The following is a 16016-nucleotide window of genomic DNA, read 5'->3' as shown; positions in this document are numbered from 1 at the left end:
CGGGACATGTCAGGCCTCGGGGAAGTGGCAGGCCACCTGCCGGCCGCCGGACGCGCCGACCGCCAGGATCGGTGCCTCGGTGCGGCAGATGTCCTGCGCCTTGGGGCATCGGGGGTGGAAGGTGCAGCCGCTCGGCGGGTCGGCCGGGCTCGGCGGGTCACCGAGCAGCACGATCCGCTCCCGCGCGCGTTCGGCCGCCGGGTCGGGCAGCGGCACCGCCGAGAGCAGCGCCCTGGTGTACGGGTGGGCGGGGTTGCCGTAGATCTCCTTCTTGTCGCCGATCTCGACGATCCGGCCGAGGTACATCACCGCGACCCGGTCGCACACGCGCTTGACCACCGCCAGGTCGTGGGCGATGAAGACGTAGGTGAGCCCCAGTTCGCGCTGGAGCCGTTCCATCAGATTGACCACCTGGGCCTGGATGGACACGTCCAGGGCGGAGACCGGTTCGTCGGCGACGATCAGCCGGGGGGACGTGGCGAGGGAACGCGCGATGCCGATGCGCTGGGCCTGACCGCCGGAGAACTCGTGCGGGTAGCGGTCGAGGTGTTCCGGGATGAGACCGACCAGTTCCATCAGTTCGGCGGCCCGGCGGCGGGCGTCCGCCACGCCGGTCCCCTGGACGAGGAGCGGTTCGGAGATGATCCGGGCCACCGTCTGCCGCGGGTTGAGGGAGGAGTGCGGGTCCTGGAAGATCATCTGAAGGTGTCTGCGGTGCGGGCGCAGCTGTCTCGCGGTGAGTCCCCCGATGTCGTGGCCCTCGTAGGTGATGCTGCCGCTGGTGGGTTGCAGCAGTCGGACGATCATCCGGCCGGTGGTCGACTTGCCGCAGCCCGATTCGCCGACGAGACCCAGGGTCTCCCCCGCGGCGATGTCGAAGCCGACGCCGTCCACGGCCCGCACCGGGGAGCCCGGGCGGCCGGTGCGGGTCCGCCGGCCGGGAAAGGTCTTCACCAGGTCGCGTACCGAGAGGAGGGTGTCCGCGGGCGCGGGAGTGTTCATGAGTGGGCTTCTTCCGTGACCAGCGGCAGATGGCAGGCGGCGTGGTGGCCGGGGACGACCGGGCCGAACTCGGGGCGCTCGTCGCGGCAGCGCGTCCGGTCGCCGTCGGTGGCGGTGGCCGTACGGGCGCAGCGTGGCGCGAAGGAGCAGCCCGGGGCCGGGGTGATCAGGGACGGCGGGCTGCCCGGAATGGTGCGCAGCGGTGCGTCGTCGGTGTCGTCGAGGCGGGGCAGCGAGTCGAGCAGTCCGCGGGTGTAGGGGTGCGCGGGGGCGCTGAACAGCTGGTCGACGGGGGCCTGTTCGGCGGTCCGGCCGCCGTACATCACCAGGACCTCGTGGGCGACCCGGGCGACCACGCCGAGGTCGTGGGTGATCATGATGACGCCGAGGCCGCGGTCCTGCTGGATGCGGGCGATGAGGTCGAGGATCTGGGCCTGGACGGTGACGTCGAGCGCGGTGGTGGGTTCGTCGGCGATGAGCAGATCGGGTTCGCAGGCCAGCGCCATCGCGATCATGACGCGTTGGCGCATGCCGCCGGAGAACTGGTGGGGGTACTCGTCGATCCGGCGGGCGGGTTCGGGGATGCCGACCTCGCCGAGCATGTCGAGGGCGCGCTTGCGGGCCGCCTTGCGGGAGGCCCCGAAGTGGACCCGGTAGTGCTCGGCTATCTGCTCGCCGACCGTGTAGAAGGGGTGCAGGCTGGAGAGCGGGTCCTGGAAGATCATGGCGACCTTGCGGCCCCGGACGGTGTTGAGCTGCTTCTCGTCGAGGGTGGTGAGTTCCCGGCCGTCGAGGCGTACCGAGCCGCTGACCCTGGCACTCTCGTGCAGGCCCATGAGGGCCAGCGAGGTGACGGACTTCCCCGATCCGGACTCGCCGACCAGGCCGAGGGTGTGGCCGGCCCGGACGGTGAAGCTGATGCCGTCGACGGCGAGCACGCTCCCCCGCGCGGTGTCGAAGGCGACGCGGAGGTCGTCGACCTCCAGCAGTGGTGCGGTCATGGTCAGTACCTCACTCTCGGGTCGATGTAGGCGTAGAGCAGGTCGACGAGGAGGTTGGCCACGACGATGAAGAAGGCGGCGAGCAGGGTGACGCCGAGGATCACCGGCTGGTCGGAGCGGGCCAGCGCGTCGTAGAACAGCCGTCCGACGCCGGGGAGCCCGAAGATGGATTCGGTGATGACGGCGCCGGCCAGGAGGCCGCCGAGGTCCATGCCGAAGATGGTGAGGATCGGTGTCATCCCCGAACGCAGTCCGTGCTTGAAGGTGACGGTCCGGGCGGGCAGTCCCTTGGCGCGTGCGGTGCGGATGTACGGCTCGGCCATCGTCTCGATCATCGAGTTGCGGCTCTGTCTGGCGTACATGGCCGCGTACAGCAGGGCCAGCGCCACCCACGGGAGCAGCAGGTTGGAGGCCCAGCCGAGGAGGTCGTCGGCGGGGCTGACGTAGGCGGGGTAGGGCAGCAGTCCGGTGAGCCGGACGGCGCCCCAGATCAGCATGATGGCGGTGAAGTAGACGGGCAGCGAGGCCGTGGCGACGGAGACGACCATCAGCGACTTGTCGGTCAGGCTGTCCTTGCGCAGCGCGGAGACGATTCCGGCGCCGAGGCCGAGGAGCAGCCAGAGGAGGGCGGCGCCGACGGCGAGCGAGAAGGAGACCGGCATACGGTCGGCGAGGAGGCCCCAGACCGGCATGGAGTACTCGTACGAGTAGCCCAGGCAGGGGAAGCCGCAGTGGACGGCGCTGGCGCCGGACCCGTACTCCCGACCGGTGAAGATCCCGGTCAGGTAGTCGGAGAACTGCCGCCAGATCGGCTGGTCGAGGCCCATCGCGGCCTTGACGTCGGCGAGCCGTTCGGGGCTGCACGTCTTGCCGCAGGCGGCTGCCGCCGGGTCGCTGGGCAGCAGGTAGAAGATGGTGAAGGTGATGGCGCAGATGACGAGCAGGATGCCCGCCACACCGATCAGCCGGCGGCCGAGGTAGAGGATCACGAGCGGCTTCCTCTGGGGTCGAGGATGTCGCGCAGCGCGTCGCCGAGGAGGGTGAAGGCGAGCACCGCGAGGAACAGGAAGAAGGTCGGGATGAGGAAGTACGTCGGGTCGGTCTCGTAGAAGTTGATGCTGTCGGCGATCATCTGGCCCCAGGAGGGGGTGGGGGGCCGCACGCCCACTCCGAGGTAGCTGAGGGCGGCCTCGGTGCTGATCATCCCGGGGACCAGCAGGGTGGTGTACGCGATGATCGGGCCGGAGACGTTGGGCAGGATCTCGCGGGTGATGATGCGCCAGGAGCGTGCGCCGCCGACCCTGGCGGCGTCGACGTACTCGCGGTGTTTGAGCGAGAGGGTCTGGCCGCGGACGACGCGGGCGATGCCGGGCCAGCCGAAGAGGCCGATCACCGCGGTCATCAGGAGGACGCGGTTGACGTCCTTGGCGACCGACATCATCGAGATCATGAAGATCAGTGAGGGGAAGGACATGGTGAGGTCCATCAGCCGGGAGAGCGCGGCGTCCACCCGGCCGCCGAAGTAGCCCGCGGCGATGCCCGCCATGGTGCCCGCCACCACCACGACGGCGGTAGCGGTGAAGGCGATCAGCAGTGAGGTGCGGCCGCCGTACAGGACCCGGGCGAACAGGTCGCGACCGGTGGAGGGTTCGACGCCGAGCCAGTGTTCCGCTCCCACGCCGCCGAAGCCGCCGATGGGCAGTCCGCCGAGGTAGGGGTCGATGGCGTTCTTGTCGAACTCCTCCGGTGACCAGCCGCCGAGGGCGCTGAGCGGGTCGGCCAGGACGGCCAGCAGCACCAGGAGGCCGACCATGACGAGGCCGAATCTGGCGGACGGCCGGGACCAGAGCTGTTCGCGGACCAGCCGCCACGGTCCTTTGACAGCGGGTTTCTCGGATGTGTCGGGCCCCGGGGCCGCGGGGGCCGGGACCGCGGGGGCGGCGGGGAACACCGTCACGGGTTCGGTCGTCGGATTCATCGGTGGAGTCCCCACGCTAGTTCTTGGAGGGGTTCTTGAGGCCGATCGTGGCGAAGTCGAACATCCCGGTCCACACGGGGTGTCCGAAGGCGCCCGCGACGTTGGTGCCGACCATCAGCGGGCGGCGCGGCCAGAGCAGCGGCACGGCCGGAGCCTTGGCGAGGATGTCACGGTCCAGCTCGATCCATGCCTTGTTGGCCTGTGCGACGTCGGGCATCCCGGCGATCTGGTCGATGCGGTCGGACGTCGCCTTGTCCCGGAACTGCGAGTAGTTGCCCTGATTGCCCTTCACCTTGATGGTCCGGCCGTCGAACACGAAGGGCAGGAAGGTCGCGCCTGAGGGGTAGTCCGGGCACCAGCCGCTGATCGCCAGGTCCGGGGCGGACTTGGTGTCACCGATGGTGTCGTAGTAGACGGACGCGTCGGCGGTGGAGATGGTGACGTCGATCCCGGCCTTGGCGAGGTTCTGCTGGAGTGCCTCGCCCCGGCTCTTCTCGCCGGCGGAGACGGTGAGGCTCAGCTTGAGGTGGGGCTTGCCGGCCGCCGCGAGCAGTTCCTTGGCCTTGGCCGGGTCGCCGGTGTCGGCGATCTTCAGCGGGTCCTGCTCGACGCCTCCGGTGAGGGCGGGGGGCAGGTAGGAGGTGGCGTCGTCGGTCATCGCCGGGCCTCCGTACGCGGTGACCTGGGCGCTGCGGTCGACGGCGTACATCATGGCCTCGCGGACCTTGGGGTCGTCGAAGGGCGCCTTGGAGGTGTTGAGGTAGAGCATGTCGGTGCAGCCGGTGCGCTCGGCGACCAGCCGGGACTTCACCTCCGCCTTGGGCAGGACCTTGGCCACCGATTCGGGCCGCAGCTGGGACCACTCGACGGCGGAGGCGTCGGCGCCCTTGCTGGCGATCAGCCGGTCGTCGATCTGGCCGCCCTTGAGCCCCTGCACGACGACGATCTTGTCGGGGTACGCCTTGCGGACGGTGTCCGTCTCCGGTGACCAGTGCTCGTTGCGGACCAGGGTGAGCTGCTTGCCCCGGTCGTAGGTGTCGATCTTGTAGGGGCCCGAGGAGAAGGGGCGCAGGTCGTACTGGGTGCCCTTCTCCCGGGACTGCGGCACCGGCGAGAAGGTGGGCAGGGTCGCCGTGTAGGAGAACTCGGCGACCGGCCGCTTGAGGCGGAAGACGATCGTGGAGTCGTCCGGGGTCTCGATCGAGGCGAGGTGCTTGCCCGTCAGCGGTCCGGTGTAGCCGGCGGCGTCGGCGAGGTACTGCGAGGCGTAGTCGGGGCCGCCGGTGAGGTCGGGGGCGAAGGAGCGCTCGACGTTGTACTTGACGTCGGCGGCCTTGATCGGGCTGCCGTCCTCGTAACTGAGGCCCTTCTTCAGCGTGAAGGTCCAGGTCTTGCCGCCGTCGGACGGGCGGCCCAGGTCGGTGGCGAGGTCCGGCACCAACTCGCTGCCCGCGGCGCCCGGCTCGGCCTTGAAGGTCACCAGGGTGCGGTAGAGCAGCCGGATGCCGAAGTTCATGTTCGGCATGGTCCAGTTGCGCGCCGGGTCGAGATGCGAGAAGTCCTGGTTGGACAGAACGGTGAGGGTGCCGCCCTTGACCGGAGTGCCGCCGACGATCGTGCCCGAGGCGGCGCCCGGGGCCTTGGCGCCCCGGTCACCGCGGTGCGAGCCGGTGTCGTCCTTGGAACAGGCCGCGAGGCCGAGGGTGAGTGCCGCCGCGATCGTCGCCGCGAGTGCCGTGTGGGTGCGCCTGTTCATGTGCAACTCCGCTGTGGGTCGTGGCTGTCGTCGTCCGTCCGCGCGACTGGTCCACGAGTGGAAGGGGTGGCCGAAAAGGTCAGGCCGAACCCTGATGTGATGCGTAACATAGTAATGTGACATTGCACTGACAAGGGATCTCGCTCCCCGTTATCGAGCTGTGTCCCTCGTGAACCTCCCCTTTCCCCGCCGTGGCACGGGGAGACCGGGCCCGCTCGGGAAGCGGCCGGACCGACCCTCACCGCCCACTACGCCGAAGGAGCCCCTTCGTGACCCTCGACACCGACCCCGGCGCGTCCGCACAGGCCGCGGCCTTCCACACCGGAAGCCATGACCGGGACGTCTCCCCCGCCCTCGACGCCTTCATGGGTACGGGCTGGGCCGCCACCCCGCTGCCCGCCGACGCCCGGGTGCCCGGGTACGCGCTCACCGGCGCCCGCCGCGAGCGGCTCACCGCGGCGTTCCCCGGCGAACGGCTGATCGTCCCCGCCGGACAGCTGAAGGTCCGCAGCAACGACTCGGACTTCCGGTTCCGCCCGCACAGCGCCTACGCCTGGCTCACCGGCCTCACCGGAGAGGACCAGGTCGGACACGTCCTCGTGCTGGAGCCGACGGGTGAAGCGTTCCTCCATCTGCGTCCGCGTTCCCCGCGCGGGGGCGACTCCGCGTACGGATCGGAGTTCTACCGCGACCGCCGCTACGGCGAGTTCTGGGTCGGCCGCCGCCCCGACCTCGACGAGGCCGCCCAGCTCACCGGGGTGCGCACCCGGCACCTGGACGATCTCGCGAAGCTGCTGACCGGGCCGCAGCCCACGACCCGGGTGCTGACCGGAGTGGACCCCGAGATCGACGACGCCACCGGCCGGGGCGGCGACCGGGGCACCACCCCGCACGACGCGCGCCTCGCGGCCGTCCTCTCCGAGCTGCGCCTCGTCAAGGACGAGTGGGAGGTCGCCCAGCTCCAGCTCGCCGTGGACCACACGGTTTCCGGGTTCGAGGACGTCGTCCGCGCGCTCCCCGCCGCCCTGCGCCACCCGCGCGGTGAGCGCTGGATCGAGGGCACCTTCGGCCGGCGCGCCCGCGCCGAGGGCAACGGCACCGGGTACGAGACCATCGCGGCCACCGGCGCCCACGCCTGTGTGCTGCACTGGATTCGCAACGACGGGCCCCTCGACCCCGGGCATCTGCTGCTGCTCGACGCGGGGGTGGAGACCGACACCCTCTACACCGCCGACATCACCCGCACGCTGCCCCTGAGCGGCACCTTCTCACCGTTGCAGCGGCAGGTCTACGAGCTGGTGCTCGCCGCGCAGGACGCCGGTATCGCCGCGCTGCGCCCGGGGGCCAGCTTCCGCGACTTCCACCAGGCGGCGATGCGGGTCGTGGCCGAGGGACTGGCCGACTGGGGTGTCCTGCGGATATCCGCCGAGGAGGCGCTGCGCGAGGACAGCGGGCTGTTCCGCCGCTGGACCCTCTGCAGCAGCGGGCACATGCTCGGTCTCGACGTCCATGACTGCGCCAAGGCCCGCGCCGAAACCTATCTCGACGGCGAGCTGGCCGAGGGTCAGGTGCTCACCGTCGAACCGGGCCTGTACCTCCAGCCCGACGACGAGTTCCTGCCCAAGGAGCTGCGCGGCATCGGGGTCCGGATCGAGGACGACCTCGTGATCACCGCCGACGGTGCCCGGCTGATGTCCGGCGCCCTGCCGCGCACGGTGGCGGGGATCGAGGAGTGGATGGGCGACCTGCTGGCCTGATGTACCCGCCGGGGACGGGTCCGCCGCCCGTCCCCGGCAGCAGGTGAGGAGGGGCGGCGCGTGCGGTACGGGTCCGGGCCATGCCGCGTACCGGTGTCAGGCCGGGACCGTGCGGTCCTCGGCCACGGGCCCCGCCGGGCCCTTCCCTGTCCGTGGTGGCCGGAGGTGGCTCCCGGAGCCACGGTCCGGCGGGGGTACGGGGTTCGGTGGGTGCGGGGCGGTCCGGACCCGGCGAGGGGGCCTTCGGTACGGCCGCCGGTTCAGGAAACGCCGAGGCGGGTCCCCGCGGTCGGCGCGGCGGCCACCGGCCTGCCGACCGCCCAGAGGGACCGGACATGACCGAGGTGGCGTGCCATGTGCTCCTGGGCGCCGGCGGAGTCGCCGGACAGCATCAGGTCCAGGAGCTGGGGATGCTCCTCGGCGGACTCGACCAGGCGGCCCGCCCGGTCGAGACCGTTCAGCCCGTAGAGGCGGGAACGCTTGCGCAGTTCGCCGACCTGCTCGACCAGACGGGCGTTGCCCGCCAGCGCGAGCAGATCGAGGTGGAATCTGCGGTCGGCCTCCAGATAGCCGCTCAGATCGTGCCTGCGGGCGGCCACGACGATCGCGTCGGCCAGCGGGCGCAGCCCCTCCAGCTGCGCGGGCGTGGCCGTGAGGGTCGTTCTCCCGACGATCGGCACCTCGATCAGCGCGCGGATCTCGGTGTACTCGTCGAGGTCCCGCTCGGTCAGTTCGGTGACACGGAAACCCTTGTTGCGGACGGGCTCCACCAGCCCCTCACGGGCGAGATCGAGCATGGCCTCGCGGACCGGGGTGGCGGAGACCTCGAAGTCGGCTGCGAGAGCGGGGGCCGAATAGATGACCCCCGGCCGCAGTTCGCCCGAGATCAGCGCGGCGCGCAGCGCGTGGATCACCTGGTCCCGCAGTCGCTCCTGGACGGGGACGAGGGCGGCGCGATGCTTGTGGTCCGCCATGTGTGCCTCCAAAGGTCAGGAGGCCAGCGTACAATGTCACGTTGCACTTCGCGCCGCCGGTCCGCTGCCGCCGGTCGTCGGCCGGCTCCCACCGCCGCCGGTCAGCGAGGCTGCCCGGCGGGCAGCAGGGTCACCGTGCGGCTCGCCGTGAAGAAGTCGAGCGCGGCCTGGCCCTGTTCCCTGGGCCCGTGGCTCGCCGCCCCGGTCCCGCCGAACGGCAGGTGGAAGTCCACGCCGCTGGAGGGGGCGTTGACGCGGATCATGCCCGCGTCGAGCCGGTCGGCGCAGGCGAGCGCGGCGTCGAGGTCCCGGGTGTGGACGGAGGCGGCGAGGGTGTGCCGGGTGTCGTTGGCGAGGGCGGTCGCCTCGTCCTGATCGGCGGCGGACAGCAGTACGGCGACCGGGCCGAAGAACTCCTCGGTGCGCAGGGGGTGGTCGGCCGGGACGTCCGCCAGGAGGGTCGGTTCGACGAACCAGCCGTCACGAGCCGGCGTCGCGCCACCCGCGAGGACGGTGGCGCCGGCCGCGCGGGCCGAGTCGATCGCCGCGGCGAGCCGGTCACGGGCGGCCGCGGAGATGACCGGTCCGCAGACGGTCCCCGCCTCGGTGGGATCGGCCGCCGGTTCGGCGGCCAGTGCCTTGGCGAGGGCGTCGCGCAGGGGCTCGTACACCTGGCCGACGGCGATCACCCTGCTGGTCGCGGTGCACTTCTGACCGGCGTACCCGGCGATGGCGGAGACCAGATGGGCGGTGGTCCGCTCCAGGTCGGCGTCGGGAAGGACGAGCGCGGAGTTGAGGCCGCCCATCTCGGCCTGGACCGGGACACCGCGGGTGGTGGCGGCTTCGACGACGGCCCGGCCGACACCGGTGGAACCGGTGAAGGACACCACGTCGGCGGCCTGGACCAGCGCTTCCCCCTCCTCCGCTCCGCCGGGGGCGACCGTGAGCACTCCCTCGGGCAGACCCGCCAGCTCGGCGAGCCGGAGGGCGCAGGCGGGGGCCTCGGGCGCGGGTTTCAGCACGACCGTGTTCCCCGCGGCCAGGGCGGGGGCGGCCTTCCAGGTGGGAATGGCCAGCGGGAAGTTCCAGGGGGTGATCAGCCCCGCCACGCCGTACGGGCGGCGGCGGGTGAGCAACAGGCCCTGGCCCGCGGCGGGTTCGTGGACGGAGCCGGACGGCGCGTAGGGGGCCTGGGCGTAGTAGCGCCAGATCGCGGCCGTGCGGGCGACCTCGCCACGGGCCTCGGCGAGCGGCTTGCCGACCTCGCGGACGGTCAGCGCGACGAGTTCATCGGCGTGCGCCTCGATCGCCTCGGCGGCCCGGGTGAGAGCGGCCGAGCGGGCGGCGGCGCCCATGGCGAGCCAACCGGGCCACGCGGCACGGGCCTCTCCGACGGCGGCGGCGGTACCGGCCGCGCCGAGAGCCGGGACGGACAGCACGAGGTCGCGGGGGTCGGCGGGGTTGTGGGACATGACAGTCATGGGAGAGGACCTTCGGAAAGGGGGCGGTGGGTCGGATTCGGTGACGCGATACGTGTTGCCGGGGGCCGTGTTCCCCGGGGCCCGGACGGACTCGCACCCGGGCCGGGCCGTGGCGATGAGCCGTGGCGATGGTACGAGGAGCGTCCCCGGACGCGGACGCTCCGCGAACGGGGGCGACCGGATTCAGCCGGCGGTGGCCGAGACCGGTGACGGCGGAGACCGCTGGCGGACGGCCGCCACCGCCGCCCGCCCCCGGCCGGCCGGGCGAGCCGAACCGGGCGGGCGCCGCCGGCCACCGGCCCCGCTCCGACCCCGGCCGCCGGGGAACCGGCCTTATGAAGCCGGGACGGCTCTCCGGCCCGCTCCCCCCGTCACGGGCGAAGCCGTTAGACGAGCCCCTCGGCCAGTACCTTCTTGGTGGCCGCGCGCACGGCCGTCTCGACCTGCGGTTCGAGCGGCCCTCGCGGCGCCCGGGTGGGACCGCCGGGAAGTCCGGCGATGTCCATGGAGAGCTTGATGGCCTGGACGAACTCCGACTTGGAGTCCCAGCGCAACAGCGGGTGCAGGGCGCGGTAGAGCGGCAGCGCCTTCTCCAGGTCGTGCCCCACAGCCGCGTCGTAGAGCTCGACCGAGGCACGCGGAAGCACATTGGGGTAGCCGGCGATCCAACCGACCGCGCCGGCCAGCGCCAGCTCCAGCACCACATCGTCGGCGCCGATCAACAGGTCGAGGCCCGGAGCCAGTTCGGCGATCTCGTACGCCCGGCGGACATCACCGGTGAACTCCTTGACCGCCACGATCGAGCCCTCGTCGTACAGCTCGGCGAGCAGCTCGGGAACCAGGTCGACCTTGGTGTCGATGGGGTTGTTGTACGCGACGACCGGCACGCCCGCCTTCGCCACCTCGGCGTAGTGGGCGCGCACGGAGGCGCGGTCGGCCCGGAAGGTGTTCGGCGGCAGCAGCAGCACCGAGCCCGCCCCGGCCTCGGCCGCCTGCTCGGCCCACCTCAGGGACTCCGCGCTGCCGTAGGCGGCGACGCCGGGCATCACCCTCGCGCCGTCCCCGGCCGCTTCCACGGCGGTGGTGACGACGCGGGCGCGCTCCTCGTCGGTGAGGGTCTGGTACTCACCCAGCGAGCCGTTGGGTACGACGCCGTCGCAGCCCGAACCGATCAGCCAGCTGACGTGCTCGGCGTACGCCTCGTAGTCGACGGAGAGGTCTTCGCGCAGCGGGATCGGGGTGGCGACCATGATGCCGCGCCAGGGACGTGCGCTGTCGTGCGGGTTCGGGGTCATCAGAGGCTCCCATATATGCCGTGTGACATTTCATTGACCTTCGACAGAAGACTGCGAACATCCCTCCGTCATCGCAGTAATATGTCACATGGCATAACCTCCGCCAAGAGCGCGTCGGAGCGACCACCACTCACCCCCGTCAGCGACCCCCCGTCCGCACGGCCGGTCATCGGCGGAGCAGGGGCGCCAGACGTTCCGTCCAGGCGCCGCGTACGCGCGCCCATTCCGTGCCGCAGCCCGCGGCACGGCTCCGGGAAAGAGTCGGCCCCACCACATCACGGCTGCGGCCGGGGGCGGAGCCGTGGAGATGGCAGAGGTGGTTGGCCGCGCGCAGCCGGGCCGGAGAGTGTTCGTCCCGCTCACCGTCATCACCGTCGGCGTCGGCGCCATCGCTCTCGGCGTCCGCCTCCTCCTCGGCCGCCGTCAGTTCGTACTCCTTGGCGGCGAACCTCAGAGACCGCTCACCGTCACCACCCTGACGCAACAGCATCAGGGCGGCGAACTGGTCCGCCGCGTCCTCCTCGGCCCGATCGGTGAACGACAGGTCCAGCACGTCGATGACGGCGTGACCGGCCTCGTGGAAGAAGGTTTCCACGAGTACGGCGGCGACCTCCTCGTCGGCCGGACGGTGCCCGGCATGCCGGAAGAGCGCGCGCTCCCGCGCCACGTCGTCGTAACAGATCTCGATCCGGCGGGACTCGGGGTCGTAACCGGAACCCTCGCCCTCGCACGACCGGGCGACGACCGTGACGCGACGGCCCGGATCGATGAAGGCGTTGAGGGTCGCGGAGGACCGCTCCAGCAGCTTCCGGTCCCTCAGGAACGAGGCGTCGCCCCGATCGGCCCCGGCCGGTGGTTCATGACGGACGACGAAACCGCCTCCGCCGGAAGAGTTCGGCGCGACCGCCCCCGGGGACCCCCCGCCCTCGTCGGCCGAGGCGGTACAACCCGCCAGCAGCGCCACCACGCACGGCACGGCCCACCCTCGGCCCGACCGTCGCCCCGGCCACTCCCACCCCGTACCCGCATACACGGCATTCTCCTTCACACGCGCCCTTGGCGCCGCTGCCCGTGCCCGTGTTCGACTCCACGGCACCCGGCCCGCCCGCCGAATTGGTGTGTACCTGGCGCTATAGTGCGGTGCTTGTTCGATTTCCGTATGGTGAAGGGGAGGGACGTGAGTGCCCAAATAAGGGAAACCGCCGTCGAGTTGGCCGAGGTGCTGTGGCGGGAACACACCGTGTACCGGGAGCGCTCCGGAGGCGCGGTGATCCGGGGGGAGCATGTGCAGCGCTGGATCAGCCTCGCGCCCTCCGGGGGCCGGGACGAGATCCTGGTGCGCGCCGGGCGCATTCTCGACGGAGGCACCACCGCCCCCGCACGCTCGGAGGCCGTCGTGTCGCTCTCCGCGGGAACCGGCGAACTCGCCGCGGTCTGCCGCCGGTTGCTCGCCGAGACCGCCGCCGACGCGACGACCCGTACCCCGCGGCAGACACCTGACGGGCGGCGGACACGTGGTGGCCGGCGGACGCGTGGTGGCCGGTCCGGGCGCAGGACGCGGCACACGAGCCTCCGCTCCTGGCTGATTCTGGTCTGCGTGTTCGGCGTCGTCGGCCTGTACGTCTACAGCACCCGGGCGATCGGCTGACCGCGAGACCCATCACCGGAGCGTGTCGCCCACTCCGGGCCCGCCGCCGTCGGGCGGCCCGTCGCCGTGTCGGCGAACGGGCCCCCGGCGGCCGGACGGACGGTCGCACAAGCGGGCCGGATCGGGCTTCCACAATATTGGCCTAGACCTATTGTCGAACCGGTGAATGGCCGATAACGTTCGGTCACGCGGTCGCGACGCGAAGCAACTCTGCGCAGTCTCGCTCTTTCCTGTCTTCCCGCCTCCACAGGCCATGACGGCCTGTCCGGAAAGGAGTTGTGCCAATGACCTCACGATTCGCGGCACGCGTCGCCACGGTCGCCGCGGCGGCCCTGCTCAGCCTCGGTGCCGGATCCGCCGCGATGGCGTCCCCGCCGGTCGGCAGCGGCTTCATGCTCATGGGGTACTACCCCACCGAGGCCACCTGCGTGAGCGCGGCGCAGGCCAACTACCCGTTCCACGGCCCCGTCTACATCTGTGAGAAGGGGACCAACGGTCTCTATCTGCTCTGGATGCACTGACACGTGGTCCGTCAGGGCCGGTGACACCCGGGCGGTGCCGACGAGCGCGTCTGTCGGCACCGCCCGGTCCCGTCCGACACCGGCCTCCGCCTGGGCCCGGCCGAAAACGTGCTCCGTGACGCCGAGGTCAGTCGCCGACCCGTGGCGCCCAGGCGTCGTCCGCGTCCCGCTCCGTGGGGTAGGACGGGAAGATCGGTTCGAGGCCGATGACACGGAACACGCGGACGATCCGCTCGGGTACGGCGACCAGGGCGACCTCCGAGCGGGCCGCCAGTGCGTGGTTGCGCAGGGCGATCATCACGCTGATGCCGCTGGAGTCGCAGAACGTGAGACCTCCGAGGTCCAGCAGGAGCCGCTGGCCGGGGGCCATCCGCAGGGTGCTCAGGACGTCGCGGGCCTGGGGGGCGCTGTGATAGTCGAGTTCACCGCGCATTTCGACGACGGGACCGGACGGGCCGGTGCGGGTGGTGACGCTCAGCCGGTTCACTGCGGCCCTTCACTGGTGGGGGCGGGCACGCTGATCGCGAGGAGCGCGCTGTCGTCGTCCAGGCCTTCGCCGAGCGAGTCGAGAAGGCCGGTCAGGGCGGTGATGGCGGCCCGCGCGGTCGTGGGCGCCAGGGCTCGGGTGAAGTCCAGCAGGGCTTCGTCACCGTAGCGTTCACCGGCGAGCGCCGTATGGGCTTCGGTCAGGCCGTCGGTGTACAGGAGGAGGGTGTCGCCGAGGTCGAGGTGGACCGTGGTGGTGCTGAAGTGCGCGTCGGCGAGCACCCCGACCAGTTGCCCGCCCGGGGTGGGAAGGTATTCGGCGCCGCCGTCCGCGCGCAGCAGCACGGCCGGTGGGTGGCCTCCGCCGGCGAGGACCACACGGAATCCGCCGTTGACGCTGTCCGGGGTGAGCAGGCCGAAGATCACCGTGCAGAACCGGGGGTCCTCGCCCTGGTACTCGTGGTTCAGCACGGTGTTGAGGTTGGTGAGGACCGCGACGGGATCGGGATCGTAGACGGCGGCCGCGCGCAGGGTGTACCGGGCCAGTGAGGTCAGCGCCGCCGCGGCCGCCCCCTTTCCGCAGACATCGCCCATGAACAGGCCCCAGGTGCCGTCGGCCAGCGGGAAGAGGTCGTAGAAGTCGCCGCCCACCTCGTCCGTCGACGCGATGTGGTAGTACGCGGCGACGTCCAGGCCGGGCACCGGCAGGAGCGCGGGGGGCAGCAGGGTGCGCTGGAGCGTGGTGGCCAGGCGGTGCAGACGCGCGCGTTCCAGTTCGGCCTCCTGCCGGGCGCGGAGCAGTTCCTGTTCGTAGGCGCGTCGGTCGCGGGCGTCGAAGACGGTGGTGCGGATCAGCAGGGGCTCACCGTCGCTGCCCTTCTTGACGGTGGAGGTGACCAGGACCGGCAGCCGGTCCCCGTCCGCGGTGCGCAGTTCGAACGCGACACCGCTGACCTCACCCTGCATCCGCAGCAGCGGTGCGAAGTGCGTCTCGTGGTAGATCCGGCCGCCCACCGTGAGGAGGTCCGAGAACCGCTCGCGTCCGACCAGGTCCTCGCGCTCATGGCCGAGCCACTTCAGCAGCGTCCTGTTGACCTTGGCGATCCGGCCGTCCAGCAGGGTGGAGAGGTATCCGCACGGGGCGTTCTCGTACAGGTCCTCCGCGCTGTCCTCCAGCAGCGCGGAGAACCGGGCGTCCGCGTCGGCCTCGCTCCCGCTGTTCCCGCCGCCCGGGGGGTCGTCCCCGGTCGCGCACATCATCACGGCCTCCGGACGAAGGCGCTGATGGCGGCGGCGGTGGCCTCCGGGGCGCTCAGCTGGGGGCAGTGGCCGGTGGCCTCCAGGGTGACCAGTTCGCTGCCCCGAATCCGTTGGTGGACGAAGGCTCCCACCTCGCGCGGTGCGATCGCGTCGTTCGAGCACTGGGCGACGAGCGTGGGCACGGTCACCTCGGCGAGGTCGGCGCGGTTGTCGGACAGGAACGTCGTACGGGCGAAGAGCCGTGCGATCTCCGGGTCCGTGCGGCAGAAGCTGTTCGTCAGTTCCTCGCCCAGCTCGGGGCGGTCGGGGTTGCCCATGATGACCGGCGCCATCGCGCCGGACCAACCCAGATAGTTGCTCTCCATCGATTCGAGGAGTTCGTCGATGTCGGCGGCGCTGAACCCGCCGCGGTACGCCCCGTCGTCGATGTAGCGCGGCGAGGGGGCGAGCAGGATCAGCTCGCTGAACAGTTCCGGCTCCCGTACGGCGGCGAGGACGCCCATCATGGAGCTGACCGAGTGCCCCACGAAGGCCACCGGCCCGAGGGCCAGGTCGTGGCAGATCTCGATGATGTCCTCGGTGTAGCCCTCCAGCGTGGCGTACCGCTCCGGGGTCCAGGCCGACAGATCGGAGCGGCCCGCCCCCACGTGGTCGAAGAGGACCACCCGGAACCGGTCCGCCAGCAGCGGGACCACCAGCCGCCACATGTTCTGGTCGCAGCCGAAACCGTGCGCCAGCATCAGCACCGGTCCGCCGTCCCGGCCTGTCACCGTCACCCGGTTCCTGATCCTCACGTCCATGGACGTCATCTTGTCACCCTCGTCCCGGGTCTCCCCGGCGGGAGCGCGGACCGCGCC

Annotated in this window: 15 protein-coding genes; 3 read left to right on the top strand and 12 right to left on the bottom strand. The window is 71.5% G+C overall.

Annotated features, from left to right (window positions below; genetic code table 11):
* Positions 1-9: 9 nt before the first annotated feature.
* From PZB75_RS29390 to PZB75_RS29370, 5 genes are read right to left on the bottom strand one after another with little or no spacing between them, the layout of a single operon-like run.
* Positions 10-1002, bottom strand: coding sequence for an ABC transporter ATP-binding protein (locus tag PZB75_RS29390; protein WP_275538329.1), 993 nt, complete (start codon positions 1000-1002; stop codon positions 10-12).
* Positions 999-2003: an ABC transporter ATP-binding protein gene (locus PZB75_RS29385; RefSeq protein WP_275538328.1), complete on the bottom strand. Its 1005-nt coding sequence runs from the start codon at positions 2001-2003 to the stop codon at positions 999-1001. The genes PZB75_RS29390 and PZB75_RS29385 overlap by 4 nt, the downstream gene beginning before the upstream one ends.
* A 2-nt stretch (positions 2004-2005) precedes the next feature.
* Complete coding sequence (locus PZB75_RS29380) at positions 2006-2992, bottom strand: ABC transporter permease (protein ID WP_275538327.1); 987 nt, start codon at positions 2990-2992, stop codon at positions 2006-2008.
* Positions 2989-3981 carry an ABC transporter permease gene (locus tag PZB75_RS29375; protein WP_275538326.1) on the bottom strand — a complete coding sequence of 331 codons (993 nt, stop codon included), beginning with the start codon at positions 3979-3981 and terminating at the stop codon, positions 2989-2991. Before PZB75_RS29375 ends, PZB75_RS29380 begins: the two co-directional genes overlap by 4 nt.
* A gap of 16 nt (positions 3982-3997) precedes the next feature.
* On the bottom strand, positions 3998-5737 hold the full coding sequence (locus PZB75_RS29370; protein WP_275538325.1) for an ABC transporter substrate-binding protein: 1740 nt from the start codon (positions 5735-5737) through the stop codon (positions 3998-4000).
* A gap of 269 nt (positions 5738-6006) precedes the next feature.
* Between PZB75_RS29370 and PZB75_RS29365 the strand changes: the two genes are divergently transcribed.
* Entirely contained in the window at positions 6007-7494 is a 1488-nt protein-coding gene (locus tag PZB75_RS29365; protein ID WP_275538324.1) for an aminopeptidase P family protein, read from the top strand.
* Between the two features lie 260 nt (positions 7495-7754).
* Here the strand turns inward: PZB75_RS29365 and PZB75_RS29360 are convergent, their stop codons facing one another.
* From PZB75_RS29360 to PZB75_RS29345, 4 genes are all read right to left on the bottom strand, one after another.
* On the bottom strand, positions 7755-8468 hold the full coding sequence (locus PZB75_RS29360) for a GntR family transcriptional regulator (RefSeq protein ID WP_275538323.1): 714 nt from the start codon (positions 8466-8468) through the stop codon (positions 7755-7757).
* Between the two features lie 101 nt (positions 8469-8569).
* Complete coding sequence (locus tag PZB75_RS29355; RefSeq protein ID WP_275538322.1) at positions 8570-9949, bottom strand: aldehyde dehydrogenase family protein; 1380 nt, start codon at positions 9947-9949, stop codon at positions 8570-8572.
* Between the two features lie 386 nt (positions 9950-10335).
* On the bottom strand, positions 10336-11244 hold the full coding sequence (locus PZB75_RS29350; RefSeq protein ID WP_275538321.1) for a dihydrodipicolinate synthase family protein: 909 nt from the start codon (positions 11242-11244) through the stop codon (positions 10336-10338).
* A 166-nt stretch (positions 11245-11410) separates the two neighbouring features.
* Positions 11411-12220, bottom strand: a complete 810-nt coding sequence (locus PZB75_RS29345; protein WP_275538320.1) for a DUF4344 domain-containing metallopeptidase — start codon at positions 12218-12220, stop codon at positions 11411-11413.
* A 201-nt stretch (positions 12221-12421) separates the two neighbouring features.
* Here PZB75_RS29345 and PZB75_RS29340 point away from each other — a divergent pair, with 201 nt between their 5' ends.
* Both PZB75_RS29340 and PZB75_RS29335 read left to right on the top strand, forming a co-directional pair.
* Positions 12422-12892, top strand: coding sequence for a hypothetical protein (locus PZB75_RS29340; RefSeq protein ID WP_275538319.1), 471 nt, complete (start codon positions 12422-12424; stop codon positions 12890-12892).
* Positions 12893-13176: 284 nt separating this feature from the next.
* Positions 13177-13413 (top strand): hypothetical protein, encoded by a 237-nt coding sequence (locus PZB75_RS29335; RefSeq protein WP_275538318.1) that lies wholly within the window; start codon positions 13177-13179, stop codon positions 13411-13413.
* 127 nt (positions 13414-13540) lie between these two features.
* On the opposite strand, the gene PZB75_RS29330 is transcribed toward PZB75_RS29335, so the two are convergent.
* From PZB75_RS29330 to PZB75_RS29320, 3 genes are read right to left on the bottom strand one after another with little or no spacing between them, the layout of a single operon-like run.
* Entirely contained in the window at positions 13541-13900 is a 360-nt protein-coding gene (locus tag PZB75_RS29330; RefSeq protein WP_275538317.1) for an STAS domain-containing protein, read from the bottom strand.
* A complete protein-coding gene (locus PZB75_RS29325) occupies positions 13897-15156 on the bottom strand; it encodes a SpoIIE family protein phosphatase (protein ID WP_275538912.1) in 1260 nt (419 codons plus the stop codon). The genes PZB75_RS29330 and PZB75_RS29325 overlap by 4 nt, the downstream gene beginning before the upstream one ends.
* Before the next feature lie 2 nt (positions 15157-15158).
* The gene (locus PZB75_RS29320; RefSeq protein WP_275538316.1) at positions 15159-15959 is read right to left on the bottom strand and encodes an alpha/beta hydrolase; all 801 of its coding nucleotides are present in this window, start codon (positions 15957-15959) and stop codon (positions 15159-15161) included.
* Positions 15960-16016: the final 57 nt, after the last annotated feature.

Origin of the sequence: Streptomyces sp. AM 4-1-1 (assembly GCF_029167625.1) — a bacterium.
Taxonomy (GTDB): Bacteria; Actinomycetota; Actinomycetes; order Streptomycetales; family Streptomycetaceae; genus Streptomyces.
The sequence above is the reverse complement of the archived record's forward strand: the minus strand, read 5'-3'. Positions and strand labels throughout refer to the sequence as shown.